Consider the following 15,362-nt stretch of genomic DNA (forward strand, 5'->3'; position numbering starts at 1 on the left):
TCCCGAATGGAGTCTCCCGTGAGCGCCTTGTTCCAGCCGTACACCCTGCGGTCGCTGACCATCCCCAACCGTGTCTGGATGGCGCCGATGTGCCAGTACAGCGCCGAGGTCTTCGGTCCGAACGCCGGTGTCGCGGGCGACTGGCACTTCGCCCACTACGCCGCGCGTGCCGCCGGCGGCACGGGCCTGATCCTCCTCGAGGCGACCGCGGTGAGCCCCGAAGGACGGATCAGCCCGGCCGATCTCGGCATCTGGAACGACACCCAGGTCGAGGCCCTCCGCCGCATCACCGCGTTCCTGGAGAGCCAGGGCACCGTACCCGGCATCCAGCTCGCCCATGCCGGCCGCAAGGCGTCGACCGACCGCCCCTGGAACGGCGGCGCACCCGTGGGTCCCGACCAGCACGGCTGGCAGCCGCTCGGGCCCAGCGCCCTGGCCTTCGACGAGGGGCACCCCGTACCCGACGAGCTGACGACCGCCCAGATGGGCGAGATCGTGGGGCAGTTCGCGGACGCCGCCCGCCGCGCACTCGACGCCGGCTTCAAGGTCGCGGAGATCCATGGTGCGCACGGCTACCTGATCGGTGAGTTCCTCTCGCCGCACAGCAACCACCGCACGGACGAGTACGGCGGGTCGTTCGACAACCGTGTGCGGTTCGCGCTGGAGGTCGTCGACACGGTGCGCGCCGTGTGGCCCGACGAACTGCCGCTGTTCTTCCGTATCTCGGCCACCGACTGGCTGGCGGAGGCGGGCTGGACTTTGGACGACACCGTCCGGTTCGCCGCGCTGCTCAAGGAGCACGGCGTGGACCTCCTCGACGTGTCGAGCGGCGGCAACGCCGCCCGCGTGCAGATCCCGACGGGCCCCGGGTACCAGGTTCCGTTCGCCGCGCGCGTGAAGGCGGAGACGGACCTCCCGGTCGCCGCGGTCGGGCTGATCACGGAAGCGGCGCAGGCCGAGAAGATCCTGGCGAACGGCGAGGCCGACGCCGTACTGCTCGGCCGTGAACTGCTGCGCAACCCCTCCTGGGCCCGGCACGCCGCGCGCACGCTCGGCGGCGAGGTCCACGTGCCGCCGCAGTACCACCGTTCCGTCTGACGCGGCCGTCGGGGCAGCGGCGGAACACGGGCGGAGCGCCGCGGGAACACCGGCGGGCCGGGCACCGATGAGTTCCGGCCCGCCGGGCGGTCTGCACTTCCAATGCCGGGCCGACCTGCACGAAGAGCGTCCTGCGGGCCACTGTCAGTGGTCGGGTGCAGACTGGCCCATGACCAGACAAAGGCGTCGTGGAGGTAGCGGGTCATGTCCGAAGTACTTCTGACCGTGGGTACACGCAAAGGACTCTTCATCGGCCGCAGGAGCGGCGGCACATGGGAGTTCAGCGAGCCGCATTTCAACGCGCAGGCCGTCTACTCGATCGGCATCGACACCCGCCGGGCCGTACCCCGGCTGCTGGTCGGCGGGGACAGCGCGCACTGGGGCCCGTCCGTCTTCCACTCCGACGATCTGGGCACGACCTGGGTCGAGCCGGAGAAGCCGGCGGTCAAATTCCCCAAGGACACGGGGGCGTCTCTGGAGCGTGTCTGGCAGCTGCACCCGGCCTCGGAGGCCGACCCCGACGTGGTCTACGCGGGCACGGAGCCGGCGGCACTCTTCCGCTCCGAGAACGGCGGCGAGAGCTTCGAGCTGGTCCGGCCCCTGTGGGAGCACCCGACCCGCTCCCAGTGGGTGCCCGGCGGCGGCGGTGAAGCCGTCCACACCGTGGTCACCGATCCCCGCGACCCCCGGGCCGTGACGGTCGCCGTGTCCACCGCCGGGGTGTTCCGCTCGCGCGACGGCGGGGAGAGCTGGTCGCCGTCCAACCAGGGCGTGTCGGCGGTCTTCCTGCCCGACCCGAACCCGGAGTTCGGCCAGTGCGTCCACAAGATCGCACAGGACGCCGTCGACCCGGACCGCCTCTATCTGCAGAACCACTGGGGCGTGTTCCGCAGCGACGACGCCGGGGCGAAGTGGACCGACATCGGGGCCGGACTGCCGTCCGACTTCGGCTTCGCCATGGCCGCACACCCGCACCGCGCGAACACGGCCTACGTCTTCCCGATCACCGCCGACGCGGACCGTGTCCCGGCCGAGCGGCGCTGCCGGGTCTACCGCACCGACGACGCCGGCGAGACCTGGCAGGCACTGTCGGCCGGCCTGCCCGAGGGCGAGCACTTCGGCACGGTGCTCAGGGACGCCCTGTGCACGGACGACGCGGACCCGGCGGGCGTCTACTTCGGCAACCGCAACGGCGAGGTGTACGCGAGCGCGGACGACGGCGAGAGCTGGGAGCTCCTCGCGTCCCATCTTCCGGACGTGCTGTGTGTGAGGGCGGCCGTCCTGAAGTGAGGCGAAGGGACCTCTTCGTGCACGCGCTGACGGACCCGCCCCATAGGATGCTGCCGCCGTACAGGTGACCCGGCGACAGCCGGTGCCTCGACAGACGACCAGCTCCTGGAGACAATCGCCCGTGACAGCACGACCGTTGAAGGAAATCGTCGAGGCGGGGTGGGCCGACGCGCTCGCCCCCGTCGCCGAACGGATCGCCGCCATGGGCGACTTCCTGCGTGCGGAGATCGCCGCCGGGCGCACCTACCTGCCGGCCGGGCAGCATGTGCTGCGTGCGTTCCAGCAGCCGTTCGACGAGGTGCGGGTCCTGATCGTGGGACAGGACCCCTACCCCACCCCCGGCCACGCCGTGGGTCTCAGCTTCTCGGTGGCGCCCGAGGTGCAGCCGTGGCCGCCCAGCCTGGACAACATCTTCCGTGAGATGCACTCCGACCTGGGTCACCCCCGGCCCTCCAACGGCGACCTCACGCCCTGGACCGGCCAGGGCGTGCTGCTGCTGAACAGGGCGCTCACCACAGCGCCCAGGAAGCCCGGGGCCCACCGCGGCCAGGGGTGGGAAGAGGTGACCGAGCAGGCGATCCGGGCTCTCGCCGCACGGGGCAAGCCGCTGGTGTCCGTGCTGTGGGGACGCGACGCACGCAACCTGCGGCCGCTGCTCGGGGACCTGCCGGCCATCGAGTCGTCGCACCCCTCCCCCATGTCCGCGGACCGGGGCTTCTTCGGCTCGCGGCCGTTCAGCCGCGTCAACGAGCTGCTGCTGCGGCAGGGCGCCCAGCCCGTCGACTGGCGACTGCCGTGAGCTGGGTCCTCGGCGTGGACTCGGGCGGCTCCGGACTGCGCGCGGCGCTCACGGACGCCAGGGCGCCCCGGCACGCCGAGCCGGTCTCCTCGAGCGGGCCGGTGCGCACCGGCACCGCCGGGATCGACGCGGAGCATCTGATGGAGCAGCTGCTCCCCATGGCGCGCGACCTCATGGAGAGCGCCGGGGCCGACCGGTTGTCGGCCGTGGTGATCGGCGCGGCGGGCATGGGCACACTCGGTGCCCGGCTGCGGGCCGAACTGCCCTCGGCGCTGGAGGACGCGCTCGGGGTGCGGCAGCTCGGCCTGGCCGCCGACGGTGTGACCGCCTACGCGGGCGCGCTCGGAAGCCGGCCGGGGGCCGTGGTCGCCGCGGGCACCGGAGTGATCGCTGTGGGCACCGATCTGGCCTCCTGGCGTCGCGCGGACGGCTGGGGGCATCTGCTGGGCGACTGCGGCAGCGGCGCCTGGATCGGCAGGGCGGGGCTCGAGGCCGCCCTGCGGGCCCACGACGGCAGACGGGGCGGCTCGGCCGCCCTGCTGGGACGCATGGAGGCGGTGTTCGGCACGGCTCCGGAGCTGCCAGAGCTGCTCTACCCCCGCTCCGACCGGCCCGCGATGCTCGCCTCCTTCGCACCGGAAGTCGCCCGGTGCGCGGACCACGACCCGGTGGCCGCCGGCATCCTCGCGCGAGCCGCAGAACACATCGCCGAAGCGGCCGCGGCCGTGTGCCCGGCACCGGGCGAGACGCCGGACGGCTGCGACGTGGCCCTGACCGGCGGGCTGCTCAATCTCGGCGAGCCGCTGCTCGAGCCGCTGCGCGCACGACTGGCCGGACAACTGCCGCACGCCCGCCAGGTCTCCGCGGACGGCGATCCCCTGTTCGGGGCACTGCGTATCGCAGCCGCACTGGCGGCCGGAGAACTGCGCCTGCCCGCGCATCCGACCCTGCTGCACATTCCCGGCGGACCAGGGCGGGACGACCACCGGAGCCCAACCGGATAAATCGGGATGGACGGTACTCCACCGCCCCCTCCCCGAACAGCCTGACAGACAAAACCAGTAGCATGCGGCGCCATGAGCTCCTCCACAGGGCCCGCACCCGGCCTGCCTGTACGAATGCCGCGACCCCGCCAGTCCGGGCGACACCGTCGTCCGGAACCCGTGGCGGCTCCTGAGGGCGCTCCTGCTCTCGTTCTCGCCGTGCCAGGCGCCACTGTGCCCACGACGCGCAGCCTGGCCGAAGAGGTCATCAGCATCGCCCGTTCCGAGCTGCCCGGCCTGGAGGTCGGCATCGGTTACCTGGAGGGCGACGACGCCGAGTACCCCTCGCTGGAGACCGTGCTCGCGCACACCGCCGCCCGCCGCACCGAGCGGTACGAGATCGCCAGGGCCGCCGGACGTGAGGTGGCGGAGCCCGAGGGTCCCGCCGCCGTCGTGGTGCCGCTGCTGGCAGGCCCGGACAACGCCCTGATGCGTCGCATCCGGCAGGCGGTCATGGACAGCCGCGCGGCCGCCGAGCTGACCGACGTCCTCGGCCCGCACCCGCTGCTCGCGGAGGCCGTGCACGTCCGCCTCTCCGAGGCCGGTCTGGCCCGCGCCGACCGCGCCCGGCTGTTCACGGTGGCGACCGCCGCCGACGGCATCATCCTCGCCACGGTCGGTGGCGAGGAGGCCGTGCAGGCCGCTGGGATCACCGGCATGCTGCTCGCCGCGCGCCTCGCCGTGCCGGTGATGGCCGCCGCGATCGACGAGGAGGGCTCGGTCGCCGCGATCGCCGAGCAGCTGCGGGGCTCCGGCTCCGTACAGCTGGCCCTCGCGCCGTACCTGGTGGGACCCGAACTGCCCGAGGGCCTGCTGGAAGCGGCGGCGAAGGACGCGGGCTGCGCGGCGGCGGAGGCGCTGGGCGCGTACCCGGCGATCGGCAAGCTGGTGCTGACGCAGTACACGGCCGCGCTGGGCATCGCCCCGCAGTCGCAGGGCGCGCAGCCCCGCTGACGTCGGCCGAGCGGCCGCAGCCGCCACGGATGCGATGAGGGGCATCGACATCACAGGGCCCGTGCCGGGCGACGCGTTCGCCGGCACGGGCCCTGCCTCGTCCGCGGGCGTTTCCCGGCGGCCTCGGGGCGGAAGACCGCCGCGATGTGGTGCCGTCGCTGCCGCAGCCGTACGAGCTGGATGCCATCCGTACGAGCTGGATGGCGGGATGGCGGGATGGGCGACGGGACGGTGATGTCGTACGTCTCCTCGCCGGCCGCCTCGAGCAGCAGGATGCGGCGCGGGCCAGGAAGACCGTCCTCCGGTCCGCACAGGGATCGGACCGCCGCCCGCGTCCCGGAGCGCAGCGGGACCGTGGCGGGCCGGGCTCGGCCGGGCCGCCGGCCCTCGCCGTGGGGGCACGGACCGCCGACCGCGGGTCCTGACGGCATGGTCCTCGGCCTCTGGAGGGCGAGCTCGAGCGCCCGGCGGGATGCGGGGCCGGCCGGACAGAAGGCGCCCGACAGGGCAGCGCCCGGATCCGGTCGCCGGCCGCGGACGTGTTCGCGTCGGTGATCGCAGTCAGGCTCCCGCGCTGCCGGGAACCGCGGTGTACGGCCCCGCCGGCTGTCCGGACCAGCACGGTCCGGCCGCGTGGCGCCCGATGGCCCCGTGGTCAGGCGAAGACGACGCAGGACGCCGCCGGGACGGGGAAGGAGCCGACGGGGCCGGGGATGCCGGTCTCCGGGTCGAGGGCGAACCACGTCACGTCGCCCGACCGCTCGTTCGCCGCGTACAGACGACGGCCCGTCGGATCGAGGGCGAGGTCACGGGGCCAGTGGCCGCCGCATGGGACGTTGGCGACGAGGGCGGCCCGCTCGCCCGTCCCGTCGAGGGACAGCACGGCGATGCTGTCGTGCCCGCGGACCGCGGCCCACAGGTGGCGGCCGTCGGGCGAGACGACCAGCGCCGACGGATACGCCGGGCCCGTCGTGCCCTCCGGCACCACCGCGGTCTCGGCGACGGGTTCCAGGAGGCCGGCCGCCACGTCCCATCGGCACACGGTCACTTCGGGCTTCAGTTCGCCCAGTACGTAGACGTGGCGCCCGTCGGGGTGGAAGGCGAGTTGCCGCGGTCCGGTACCGGGACGCAGCGCCGTCTCGTGGTGCGGCGTCAGGGCGTCTGCCGCGGTGTCGAGCGCGCAGATCCGTACGGAGTCGGTGCCGAGGTCGACGCTGAGGACCCAGCGCCCGGTCGGGTCGGGCAGCACCTGGTGGGCGTGGGGTTCGGCCTGCCGGTCACGGACCGGGCCGTCGCCCTCGTGTCGCATGACTCCTCCGACGGGCCCCGGCGCGCCGTCGGTCCCCACGGGCACGACGCTGACGCTGCCGGAGCCGTAGTTGGCGGTGAGCAGGTGTCCCTGGGAGACCGAGATGTGCGTCGGGCCGGAGCCGCCGACGGACATGCGCCGGCCGATGGGGCGCGGCGCCGCGCCGGTGGCGTCGAAGGCCGCGACCCCACCGTCCTCGGTCTCGGAGACCGCGTAGAGGACGGGGCCGGCGGGCGTGGCCACGGCGGCGAGGTACGAGGGATCGGCGACGGCGTCGGTGACACCGGTCTCCGTGAGCGCTCCGGTCGCGGGGTCCACGGCAGCGGTCACGATTCCGCGCCCGCCCGCCGAGGTGAAGGAGCCGATGAATGCCCGCCCCGCCCCTGCGCCCGTGTCCGCCATGGTGCCGTCCCCTCGTCACGTCGTCGGACGGGACGTTAGCAGTTCTGGTGCAGACCAATCGCTGCTCGGTCCGGATCGGGACGGTTCAGGCCGGAACGAGCGGGGCCCGGGGCGACGTCCGCACTGGAGCGGCCAGCTCGGCGAGCGCTCGTTCCAGGCTGTGCAGGTGTCCGAGGGCGGCCTCGGCGCCCGGGTGGTGCTGGAGCGCGGGCGGGGCGAGGTCGGCGGCCGCCGGGGTGGAGGGCGGCGCGACGAGCGAGTGCACCGCCGCCTCCACACGGCGGCAGGCCGCCGCGAGCCGGGCGTCGTGGGAGGCCTGCGGGTCCGCCGCCACGGCGGCGAGGCCCCGCACCTCGCGGGCGCAGTCGTCGAGGAGCGCGAGGACCCGGCGGGCCCGTGCCTTGCGGGCGCGCAGCGGTGACAGGGGATGCATCAGCGGCGCTAGCGACAGCCGGACCCGGGCGAGCAGACCTTCCAGCTCCGCGACGTGCGGCGCGGGGTCGGCGTCCGGCGAGCCCGCGAGGCGCACGGCGGCCTCCGCGGTGCAGCGGTGCACACAGCGCACGGCCTGCTCGATCCAGGCGTGGGTGGTGGCGTGCGTCGTGACGGGCAGCACGAGCAGCACGGCGAGCATCGCGCCCAGCGCGCCGACGGCCGTCTCCACGAGCCGGAGCACCAGAAGGGCGGGCTCGAGGAAGCCGAGCAGCCCGTACAGCAGGCTGACCAGGACCGTCACGGCGAACATCATCCAGCTGTAGGACACCGCCGCGGTGTAGAAGATGCCGAAGACGCACACGGCGACGAGTGCCGCCGTGGGTCCGGCCGCACCGTGCAGCGGAAGGGCGACGAGGACGCCGACGAAGCCTCCGGTCAGCGTGCCGAGGACCCGGCGGAAGCCGCGGACCAGCGTTTCGCCGCGCGAGGCGGTGTTGACGAAGACCCACCACGCGGCTCCGACGGCCCAGTACCAGCGGTCGCCGGACACGATCTGGCCGACGACCAGTGCGAAAGCCCCGCCGGCCACGGCCTGGACGGCCTGCCGCGTGGTGATACGGGCCAGGCCCGAGCCGCCGGGGAGCACCGGAGCGACCGGGGCGGGCAGCCTCCGCTCGTAGCACCAGACGCCGAAGCGGACGGCCGAGGACGCGGCGACGGCCAGGAGTACGGCGGCGCAGACCTCGGGCAGCTGGCGGGGGGCAGTGTGCAGGAACTGGGAGACGAAGAACGTCATGAAGGCGAAGGTGCCGAGCGCGTGTCCACGGGGCCCCCATCGCCGGGCGTACACCCCGGCACCCGCGACCGCGAGGAAGGCGAGGTCCCGGACCACGGCGTGGTCGTGCAGACCGGCGGCGAGAGCCAGTACGGGGAGACCGGCGACGGGCAGCAGCGCGGTCGTGACCGCCTGGCCGCCGACCGTGCGGTCCGTGACGGTGAAGAGGGCGAGCAGCGCCGCCAGGCCGCCGGTGACGACCGCGGGCAGTGTGAGCCCGGCGAGGCCGCACACGGCGACGGCCAGACCGATGCCGACCACGGACCGTGCGGCGCTGCGCAGGCGCAGACGCCCCGGATCCGCGGCGACGAACATCCTCTTCAGCACTGCTTACCGCCCCCGCTTCCTGAAAGGTTCTTCCGGCATGAAAAAGGCGCCGCGGAATCCGCAGCGCCATCGACGGCTCTATGACACCACCCTCGTGCCCAGTGGCTCAACCGGCACTCGGCCCGCTGGGCCATTGGCCCATCAGGGCACCCGTCCGGGGAGCCGATAGCCCGCCATTGGCGCACCGCCGCGGACACGATCACGTGCGCGCGGGCTCGCGTACGCGATGGTGTCCGCGACGGTCGGTGGGTACCCGGGACCTGCCCCGGGACGGCGCGCCGCGCAACGAGGCCACGACGCCGCCGCGGACGGGAGCACGGGAGGTGCGGTCCCATGGCCACGGCAACCGAAACGGTGACCGTCAGAACCGGCGAGGTCGCGCTGACGGGCGACCTGGTGGTGCCGGACGCCGCCAGGGGCATCGTTTGCTTCGCCCACGGGAGCGGGAGCTCCCGGCACAGTCCCCGCAACCGGGAGGTGGCCGCCACTTTGCAGCGGGCGGGTCTGGCCACGCTCCTCGTCGACCTCCTCGGCGAGGAGGAGGAACGCGTGGACCGGGTGACCGCCGAGCTGCGCTTCGACATCCCCCTGCTGGGTGGGCGGGTGACCGCGGCCGTGGACCAGCTCGCCGGCCGGCCGGACACCCGGGACCTGCCGCTGGGGCTTTTCGGCGCGAGCACGGGCGCCGCCGCGGCGCTGGTGGCGGCCGCGGCCCGGCCCGAGCGGGTGCGTGCCGTGGTGTCCCGGGGCGGGCGCCCGGACCTGGCCGGCCCGGCGCTGGCCGCGGTGCGGGCACCGGTCCTGCTGGTGGTCGGCGGCGAGGACCGGCAGGTGCTGGAGCTGAACGAGGAGGCGGCCGAGCGGCTGACCGCCGAGTACCGGGTGCACGTGATACCGGGAGCCACCCATCTCTTCGAGGAGCCCGGAACCCTGGAGGCGGCAGCGGACGCGGCGCGGGCCTGGTTCCTCGGTATGACTTCCTCCACGTGACGGCGGGCCCCGGACCCGAAGCCCGTCCCGACCCCGAAGCCCGTCCGCCCACCGGCCCGGAAGCCCGTCCGCCCACCGGCCCGGCGGCCGGGCCCGGCCGCCCGTCCGACTGTGCCCGTGCCCGCGTGGCCCCGTGCCCGTGGTCCCCTGCCCAGGGCCCCTGCCCCCGTGCCGCTTGCCCCAGACGCGCGAGCCGCGGCCCGTCCCCGGCCCGTATCCGTACGAAGTGTTAGAAAAGAGGCATGACCGGGCTGTTTCCTCGGTCCACTTGGCGGCAGGCTCTCCCCGTCGGCACGTCCGCCCGGCGCCGCCGCCCGGGCGCCGGGAGTGGAGCGCGATGAACGAGCACAGGCTCGACGCCCCCCGGCGCCCGCCGGGGGCACGGTCGCTGCTGGGCGCCCGCACGGTCGCCGGGCAGGTGTTCCTCCTGCAGGTCGTGGTCGCCGTGCTGCTGATCACGGCCGCGGTGATCGCCCTCGTCCTGCAGGCGCGGCACGACAGCGAGCAGGACGCGAAGAACCGGTCGCTCGCCACCGCGGCATCGCTCGCCCGTGCCCCGGGAGTGGCCCTGGCACTGAGGTCGCCGGATCCGACCGCCTCGCTGCAGCCGCGTGTCGAAGGCGCCGGCGAGGCCGCCGGCGTCGACTTCGTCACCGTGATGGCCCCGGACGGGACGAGATACGCCGACACCGATCCCGGACTGATCGGCCAACGGAGCGTGGGCATCGAGCGGGCCATGGCCGGGGAGGCGTTCACCGAGATCCACGAAGGTGCTCCCGGCCCCGCGGCCCGGGCGCTCGTCCCCGTCGTCGATGCCGACGGCAAGGTCATCGGCCTGGTCCAGGCGGGTGTCGGGATCGAGAACGTGGGCAACGCCGTGGACCGGCAGCTTCCGGTGGTCCTGGTCAGCGCGGCCGCGGCGCTCGCCCTGGCGACGGTCAGCGCCGCCCTGGTGAGCCGCAGACTGCGCCGCCAGACACGCGGCATCGGCCCCACCGAGATGACCCGGATGTACGAGCATCACAACGCGGTTCTGCACGCCGTGCGCGAGGGGGTGCTGATCATCGGGGGTGACGGCCGGCTGGTGCTGGCCAACGACGAGGCCCGCCGGCTGCTGCGGCTGCCGAAGGACGCCGACGGACGCCGTGCCGAGGATCTGGGGCTGGACCCGGGCGTCGCCGCGCTGCTGGTCTCCGACCGTGCGGTGACCGACGAGGTGCATCTGGCGGGGGACCGGCTGCTGGCCGTCAACACCCGGCCCACCGCGCCGTACGGCGGGCACTCGGGAACCGTGGCGACGCTGCGGGACACGACGGAACTGCGTGCGCTGTCCGGCACGGCGGAGACCGCCCGGCAGCGTCTGAGGATCCTCTACGACGCCGGGCTGCGGATCGGGACGACGCTGGACGTGGTGCGGACCGCTGAGGAGCTGTCGAGGGCGGCCGTCCCGCGATTCGCGGACTTCGTCACCGTCGAACTGCTGAACACGGTGCTGCACGGGGACGAGCCGTCGGGCGTGCCGACGGAGATGCGCCGTGCCGCGTTGACCGGCATCCGCGAGGACCACCCCTTCCAGCCGGTGGGTGACGTGATCCGCTTCCTCGCTCCCGCCACTCCGATGGCCGCGGCCCTGGCCGGCGGTCACGCGGTGCTCGAGGCCGATCTCACCGTCGCGGACGGCTGGCGGGCGCAGGACCCCGAAGGGGCGGACAACGCTCTCGCCTACGGCGTCCACTCACTGGTGACGGCCCCGCTGCAGGCGCGCGGAGTGGTGCTCGGCATGGTCAACTTCTGGCGCTCGCAGCGGGTGGAGCGCTTCGGGGACGAGGATCTGTCCTTCGCGGACGAGCTGGCCGCACGCGCCGCTGTCGCCATCGACAACGCCCGCCGCTTCACCCGCGAGCACACCATGGCGGAAACCCTCCAGCGCAGCCTGCTGCCGCATGTGCTGCCCGGTCAGAGCGCGCTGGACGTGGCCTACCGGTATCTCCCGGCGCAGGCCCGGGTGGGCGGCGACTGGTTCGACGTGATCCCGCTGCCCGGGGCGCGGGTCGCCCTGGTCGTCGGCGACGTCGTCGGCCACGGACTGCACGCGGCGGCGACGATGGGCCGGCTGCGCACCGCGGTCCACAACTTCTCCTCCCTGGATCTGCCCCCGGACGAACTGCTGGCGCGTCTGGACGAACTGGTCGGCCGGATCGACCTCGACGAGCCCGGCGAGGGCGGCGAGGGCGGCGACGGGATCACTGGGGCCACCTGCCTCTACGCGATCTACGATCCGGTCTCCGGCCTGTGCACCCTGGCGACGGCAGGACATCTGCCGCCGGCGCTGGTGACTCCGGACGGGAACGTCGACTTCCTGAAGGTGCCGGTGTCCCCTCCGCTGGGCCTGGGCGGCTTCCCGTTCGAATCCGCGGAGGTGCGGCTCCCCGAGGGAAGCCGCCTCGTCCTGTACACGGACGGTCTCGTCGAGCAGCGCGGCCGCGACCTCGACACCGGTCTCGAGGAGTTGCGGCGAGTGCTGGCCGCGAGCCCCGGCCGGACTCCCGAGGAGACCTGCGAGTCCGTGTGCGACGCCATGCTGCCCGCGACCCGCCGGGACGACATCGCACTGCTGGTGGCCCGTACCCGGCTCGTCGACGAGAGCCGGATCGCCACCTGGGACGTCCCCCGCGACCCCGCGGCGGTCGCGCCGGTTCGCGGGGCGTGCACCCGTCAGCTGGAGGCGTGGGGACTGGAGGAGGCCGGGTTCACGACGGAGCTGGTGCTGAGCGAACTGATCACCAACGCGATCCGGTACGGGACGGAGCCGATCCGGGTGCGGCTGCTCTACGAGCGCACCCTCATCTGCGAGGTGTCCGACGGCAGCAGTACGTCGCCGCATCTGCGGCGCGCGGCCAGCACCGACGAGGGCGGACGCGGTCTGTTCCTCGTGGCGCAGCTCGCCACCCGCTGGGGCACCAGATACACACCGACGGGGAAGGTGATCTGGACCGAGCAGCCCCTGACCGACGGGCGGCTGCCGGCGGGGGAACCCGACCTCGCCGGCTTCGAGTGGTGACGGCGGGCGGGCACGACGAGGCCACCGGCCCGCGCCGGGCTCTTCCGACCGGGCCGTTGGTACGGTTGAGGCCCTTGACCCGCGCCGTGAAAGGGCCGGAACGACCATGGCGGTGGACGAGCTCGACACCCGCATCCTGCGGCTGCTGATCGAGCAGCCGCGCACCAGCGTGCGCGAGTACGCCAGGATCCTCGGCATCGCCCGCGGCACGCTGCAGGCCAGGATCGACCGCATGGAGCGTGACGGTGTGATCACGGGCACCGGTCCCTTCCTCTCCCCCGCCGCGCTCGGGCATCCGGTGCTCGCCTTCGTCCACATCGAGGTGACGCAGGGGCATCTGGACGAGGTGGGCGACGCCCTGGCGGCCGTCCCGGAGATCATCGAGGCGTTCTCGATCACCGGGGGCGGCGACCTGCTGACCCGTGTCGCCGCGCGGGACAACGGACATCTCGAGGACGTCATCCAGCAGTTGATCAATCTTCCGGGTGTGGTGCGCACGCGCACCGAGACGGCACTGCGCGAGCGGGTTCCGCACCGGTTGCTGCCGCTGGTCGAGTCGGTCGGCCGGGGAGCCGGTGGTCCACGCTGACCGAGGGCTTGGCATGCTGGGCGGCATGAGCAGCGCGCGTACCCCCTCTGTCGTATTCGATCTCGACGGCACGCTCGTGGACAGCGAGCCGAACTACTTCGAAGCGGGTCGCCGGGTGCTGGCCTCGCACGGAGTGCTCGGTTTCGACTGGGACGAGCACGCCGGGTTCATCGGCATCGGCACACGGGAGACGCTGGAGATCCTGCGCGCCCGGTACGCCATCGACGCACCGCTCGACGAACTGCTGGACGCCAAGAACCGCGCCTATCTGGAGCTGGCGAGCACGTCCACGGACGTCTTCCCCGAGATGCGCAGGCTCGTGTCGCGCCTTGCGGAACACGGCGTCCCGATGGCGGTGGCCTCCGGCTCCTCCCGCGCCGCGATCGAGGCCGTGCTCGGGACCACCGGCCTCGCGGCCCACTTCGCGGTGACCGTCTCCGCGGAGGAGGTGGGCCGCGGCAAGCCTGAGCCGGACGTCTTCCTGGAGGCCGCCCGCCGCCTCGGCGCCGCTCCCGAGGACTGCGTGGTCGTGGAGGACGCGCCGCCGGGGGCCGCGGCCGCCCGGGCGGCGGGCATGCGGTGCATCGCGGTGCCGTACGTCGAGGGCACGGCGGGCGACACCGCGTTCCTGGCGGCGGACCTGCTCTTCCCCGGCGGGCAGCGCGAGTTCACGGCGGATGCCGCGTACGGGTGGATCACGGGCGGGGCGTGAGCCCGACCCGTTCTTCGGACGTACCGGGTCCCTCACCCAGCCAGCCGCGCAGCCGCTGGGCACGCAGCACGAGGAGCATCTCGAAGCGGCGGTCGGGGTCGTCGATCACGTCGCCCCACATCTCACGGATCTGCCGCAGCCGGTAGCGGGCCGTCTGGGGGTGGATGCCCAGTCGGTGCGCCACCTCCGGGGCGCCGCCCGCCGTCTCCAGCCAGGCCAGCAGGGTCTCCGCCAGGCGGCGGGACTGGGTGGCCGCGACGGTCCCGAGGGGTGCGAGGCAGCGGTGTGCCGCCGCGTCGATGAGTTCTCCCGAGGGGAGCAGAACCAACTCCTCCGTGCGCTCTGTGCAGTGCAGCACCTCGCCGTCCGGCAGCAGACCGCGCTCGATGAGGCGGACCGCCGTCTCCGCCCAGCGCAGCGACCGCGCGGCCGCCGCGAGCGGCACGGGCGGGCCTATGGCGCCCGACCAGCCGGCGGTGGCGCGGCGCAGGGTCTCCGAGCGGCCGGCGGTGCACGGCTCCGGTACGACGACGCGCGGCTGTTCGCTCTCCATGTCGAGGAGGATGCCCTGCTCGACCGCGGGGGCGACGGCTTCCCTGGCGGGACGTAAGAGGACGCCCACCGCGACGGTCGTGGGCAGCTCCCAGCTGATGCGGGCCGCCCGTTCCGCGAGCGTGCCTGCCGGGTCGCCGCGGTGCTCCACGAGCAGCAGGTCGATCAACTGGCGTTGCAGACGCAGCCGTTCACCGGCGCGCCGGGCCGCGGCCTCCGCGTAGCCCCGTACCGACTGTTCCACGAGGCCGTCCAGATACTCGAATCCCGATTCGGCGAGTTCGTACATGGCGGGTGCGGCGATGTCGATCTGCTGGCCGATCTCGGCGAACCGCCGCCAGGCGAGCCTGACTCCGAGCCGGTAGGTGGCCTGGAGCGAGTCGAGGCTGCGGCCGCCGCGGCCCTCGCCGCGGCCGAACTCCTGGAAGACGTCGGGCGGTACGCGAGGGTGCGCGGCGCCCGAGGCCAGGTTGTGCACGAAGCCCTCGATGGCGCGGCGGATCGCGACGAGCGCCATCGACTCGCCCGACTCGTCCTCGTGGAGTCTGAGCCGGGGGTACTCGCGCCGTATCGCGCCGAGGATCTCCTGCGCGAGTTCGCTCGCCCCGGCCAGTGCGACGGCGGCGAAACGGTCGACCTGTTCCTGGGGGACCTCGCTCCAGGCAGGACGCGTCATCGGGCCGGCGGGGCGGTGTCGTAGCTGATCAGGGGCGTGTTCGGCTGTTCCGGGGTGGTGTTCAGCGCGGCCACGATGCCCAGGGCCGTGCCCACGGCGAGCGCCGCGGCCAGTGCGGCGGTGACGACGGCGGCCAAGAGTCTGCGCATGTCGGGTCAGCTCCTTGCTGGAAGCGATCCCCACCCGTCGGCCGGCCCCCACCGGCTGAATGCACAGTGTTGACAGTACATTGACATTCCGTCAAGAGGCTGCCTACTGTCGTGAATCCTCCAGGGCGTGTCCACCGGACG

General features: G+C 73.7%; 13 protein-coding genes. 9 read left to right on the plus strand and 4 right to left on the minus strand.

Annotated features, from left to right (window positions below):
• Window positions 1-18: 18 nt before the first annotated feature.
• From ACFYV1_RS25835 to ACFYV1_RS25855, 5 genes are all read left to right on the plus strand, one after another.
• On the plus strand, window positions 19-1,098 hold the full coding sequence (locus tag ACFYV1_RS25835; protein WP_389397959.1) for an NADH:flavin oxidoreductase/NADH oxidase: 1,080 nt from the start codon (window positions 19-21) through the stop codon (window positions 1,096-1,098).
• Window positions 1,099-1,302: 204 nt separating this feature from the next.
• Window positions 1,303-2,388 (plus strand): WD40/YVTN/BNR-like repeat-containing protein, encoded by a 1,086-nt coding sequence (locus ACFYV1_RS25840; RefSeq protein ID WP_389397960.1) that lies wholly within the window; start codon window positions 1,303-1,305, stop codon window positions 2,386-2,388.
• Window positions 2,389-2,509: 121 nt separating this feature from the next.
• The gene (locus ACFYV1_RS25845) at window positions 2,510-3,187 is read left to right on the plus strand and encodes a uracil-DNA glycosylase (RefSeq protein ID WP_389397961.1); all 678 of its coding nucleotides are present in this window, start codon (window positions 2,510-2,512) and stop codon (window positions 3,185-3,187) included.
• Window positions 3,184-4,191 carry an N-acetylglucosamine kinase gene (locus tag ACFYV1_RS25850; RefSeq protein ID WP_389397962.1) on the plus strand — a complete coding sequence of 336 codons (1,008 nt, stop codon included), beginning with the start codon at window positions 3,184-3,186 and terminating at the stop codon, window positions 4,189-4,191. The genes ACFYV1_RS25845 and ACFYV1_RS25850 overlap by 4 nt, the downstream gene beginning before the upstream one ends.
• Window positions 4,192-4,263: 72 nt before the next feature.
• The gene (locus tag ACFYV1_RS25855; RefSeq protein WP_389397963.1) at window positions 4,264-5,184 is read left to right on the plus strand and encodes a sirohydrochlorin chelatase; all 921 of its coding nucleotides are present in this window, start codon (window positions 4,264-4,266) and stop codon (window positions 5,182-5,184) included.
• Between the two features lie 655 nt (window positions 5,185-5,839).
• On the opposite strand, the gene ACFYV1_RS25860 is transcribed toward ACFYV1_RS25855, so the two are convergent.
• Window positions 5,840-6,895: a lactonase family protein gene (locus tag ACFYV1_RS25860; RefSeq protein WP_389397964.1), complete on the minus strand. Its 1,056-nt coding sequence runs from the start codon at window positions 6,893-6,895 to the stop codon at window positions 5,840-5,842.
• 85 nt (window positions 6,896-6,980) lie between these two features.
• Window positions 6,981-8,492, minus strand: coding sequence for an FUSC family protein (locus tag ACFYV1_RS25865; RefSeq protein WP_389397965.1), 1,512 nt, complete (start codon window positions 8,490-8,492; stop codon window positions 6,981-6,983).
• A gap of 333 nt (window positions 8,493-8,825) precedes the next feature.
• Between ACFYV1_RS25865 and ACFYV1_RS25870 the strand changes: the two genes are divergently transcribed.
• The 4 genes from ACFYV1_RS25870 (at window position 8,826) to ACFYV1_RS25885 (ending at window position 13,844) form a co-directional block, all read left to right on the plus strand.
• The gene (locus ACFYV1_RS25870; protein WP_389397966.1) at window positions 8,826-9,482 is read left to right on the plus strand and encodes a dienelactone hydrolase family protein; all 657 of its coding nucleotides are present in this window, start codon (window positions 8,826-8,828) and stop codon (window positions 9,480-9,482) included.
• Window positions 9,483-9,819: 337 nt separating this feature from the next.
• Complete coding sequence (locus tag ACFYV1_RS25875) at window positions 9,820-12,543, plus strand: SpoIIE family protein phosphatase (RefSeq protein ID WP_389397967.1); 2,724 nt, start codon at window positions 9,820-9,822, stop codon at window positions 12,541-12,543.
• A gap of 106 nt (window positions 12,544-12,649) precedes the next feature.
• Window positions 12,650-13,132, plus strand: a complete 483-nt coding sequence (locus tag ACFYV1_RS25880; protein WP_389397968.1) for an Lrp/AsnC family transcriptional regulator — start codon at window positions 12,650-12,652, stop codon at window positions 13,130-13,132.
• Window positions 13,133-13,157: 25 nt separating this feature from the next.
• Window positions 13,158-13,844 carry an HAD family hydrolase gene (locus ACFYV1_RS25885; RefSeq protein WP_389397969.1) on the plus strand — a complete coding sequence of 229 codons (687 nt, stop codon included), beginning with the start codon at window positions 13,158-13,160 and terminating at the stop codon, window positions 13,842-13,844.
• Here ACFYV1_RS25885 and ACFYV1_RS25890 read toward each other — a convergent pair.
• On the minus strand, window positions 13,828-15,072 hold the full coding sequence (locus ACFYV1_RS25890; protein ID WP_389397970.1) for a helix-turn-helix domain-containing protein: 1,245 nt from the start codon (window positions 15,070-15,072) through the stop codon (window positions 13,828-13,830). The genes ACFYV1_RS25885 and ACFYV1_RS25890 overlap by 17 nt on opposite strands.
• Complete coding sequence (locus ACFYV1_RS25895) at window positions 15,069-15,221, minus strand: hypothetical protein (protein ID WP_389397971.1); 153 nt, start codon at window positions 15,219-15,221, stop codon at window positions 15,069-15,071. Before ACFYV1_RS25895 ends, ACFYV1_RS25890 begins: the two co-directional genes overlap by 4 nt.
• Window positions 15,222-15,362 lie beyond the last annotated feature (141 nt).

The organism is Streptomyces sp. NPDC003023, from assembly GCF_042888225.1.
Classification (GTDB): Bacteria; Actinomycetota; Actinomycetes; order Streptomycetales; family Streptomycetaceae; genus Streptomyces.

Bases quoted from the DNA above. Each gene is read 5' to 3' on its own strand.
- ACFYV1_RS25895 (WP_389397971.1), bottom strand. From the start codon at position 15,221: ATGCGCAGACTCTTGGCCGCCGTCGTCACCGCCGCACTGGCCGCGGCG.
- ACFYV1_RS25885 (WP_389397969.1), top strand. From the start codon at position 13,158: ATGAGCAGCGCGCGTACCCCCTCTGTCGTATTCGATCTCGACGGCACG.
- ACFYV1_RS25855 (WP_389397963.1), top strand. From the start codon at position 4,264: ATGAGCTCCTCCACAGGGCCCGCACCCGGCCTGCCTGTACGAATGCCG.
- ACFYV1_RS25860 (WP_389397964.1), bottom strand. From the start codon at position 6,895: ATGGCGGACACGGGCGCAGGGGCGGGGCGGGCATTCATCGGCTCCTTC.
- ACFYV1_RS25840 (WP_389397960.1), top strand. From the start codon at position 1,303: ATGTCCGAAGTACTTCTGACCGTGGGTACACGCAAAGGACTCTTCATC.
- ACFYV1_RS25890 (WP_389397970.1), bottom strand. From the start codon at position 15,072: ATGACGCGTCCTGCCTGGAGCGAGGTCCCCCAGGAACAGGTCGACCGT.
- ACFYV1_RS25870 (WP_389397966.1), top strand. From the start codon at position 8,826: ATGGCCACGGCAACCGAAACGGTGACCGTCAGAACCGGCGAGGTCGCG.
- ACFYV1_RS25880 (WP_389397968.1), top strand. From the start codon at position 12,650: ATGGCGGTGGACGAGCTCGACACCCGCATCCTGCGGCTGCTGATCGAG.
- ACFYV1_RS25875 (WP_389397967.1), top strand. From the start codon at position 9,820: ATGAACGAGCACAGGCTCGACGCCCCCCGGCGCCCGCCGGGGGCACGG.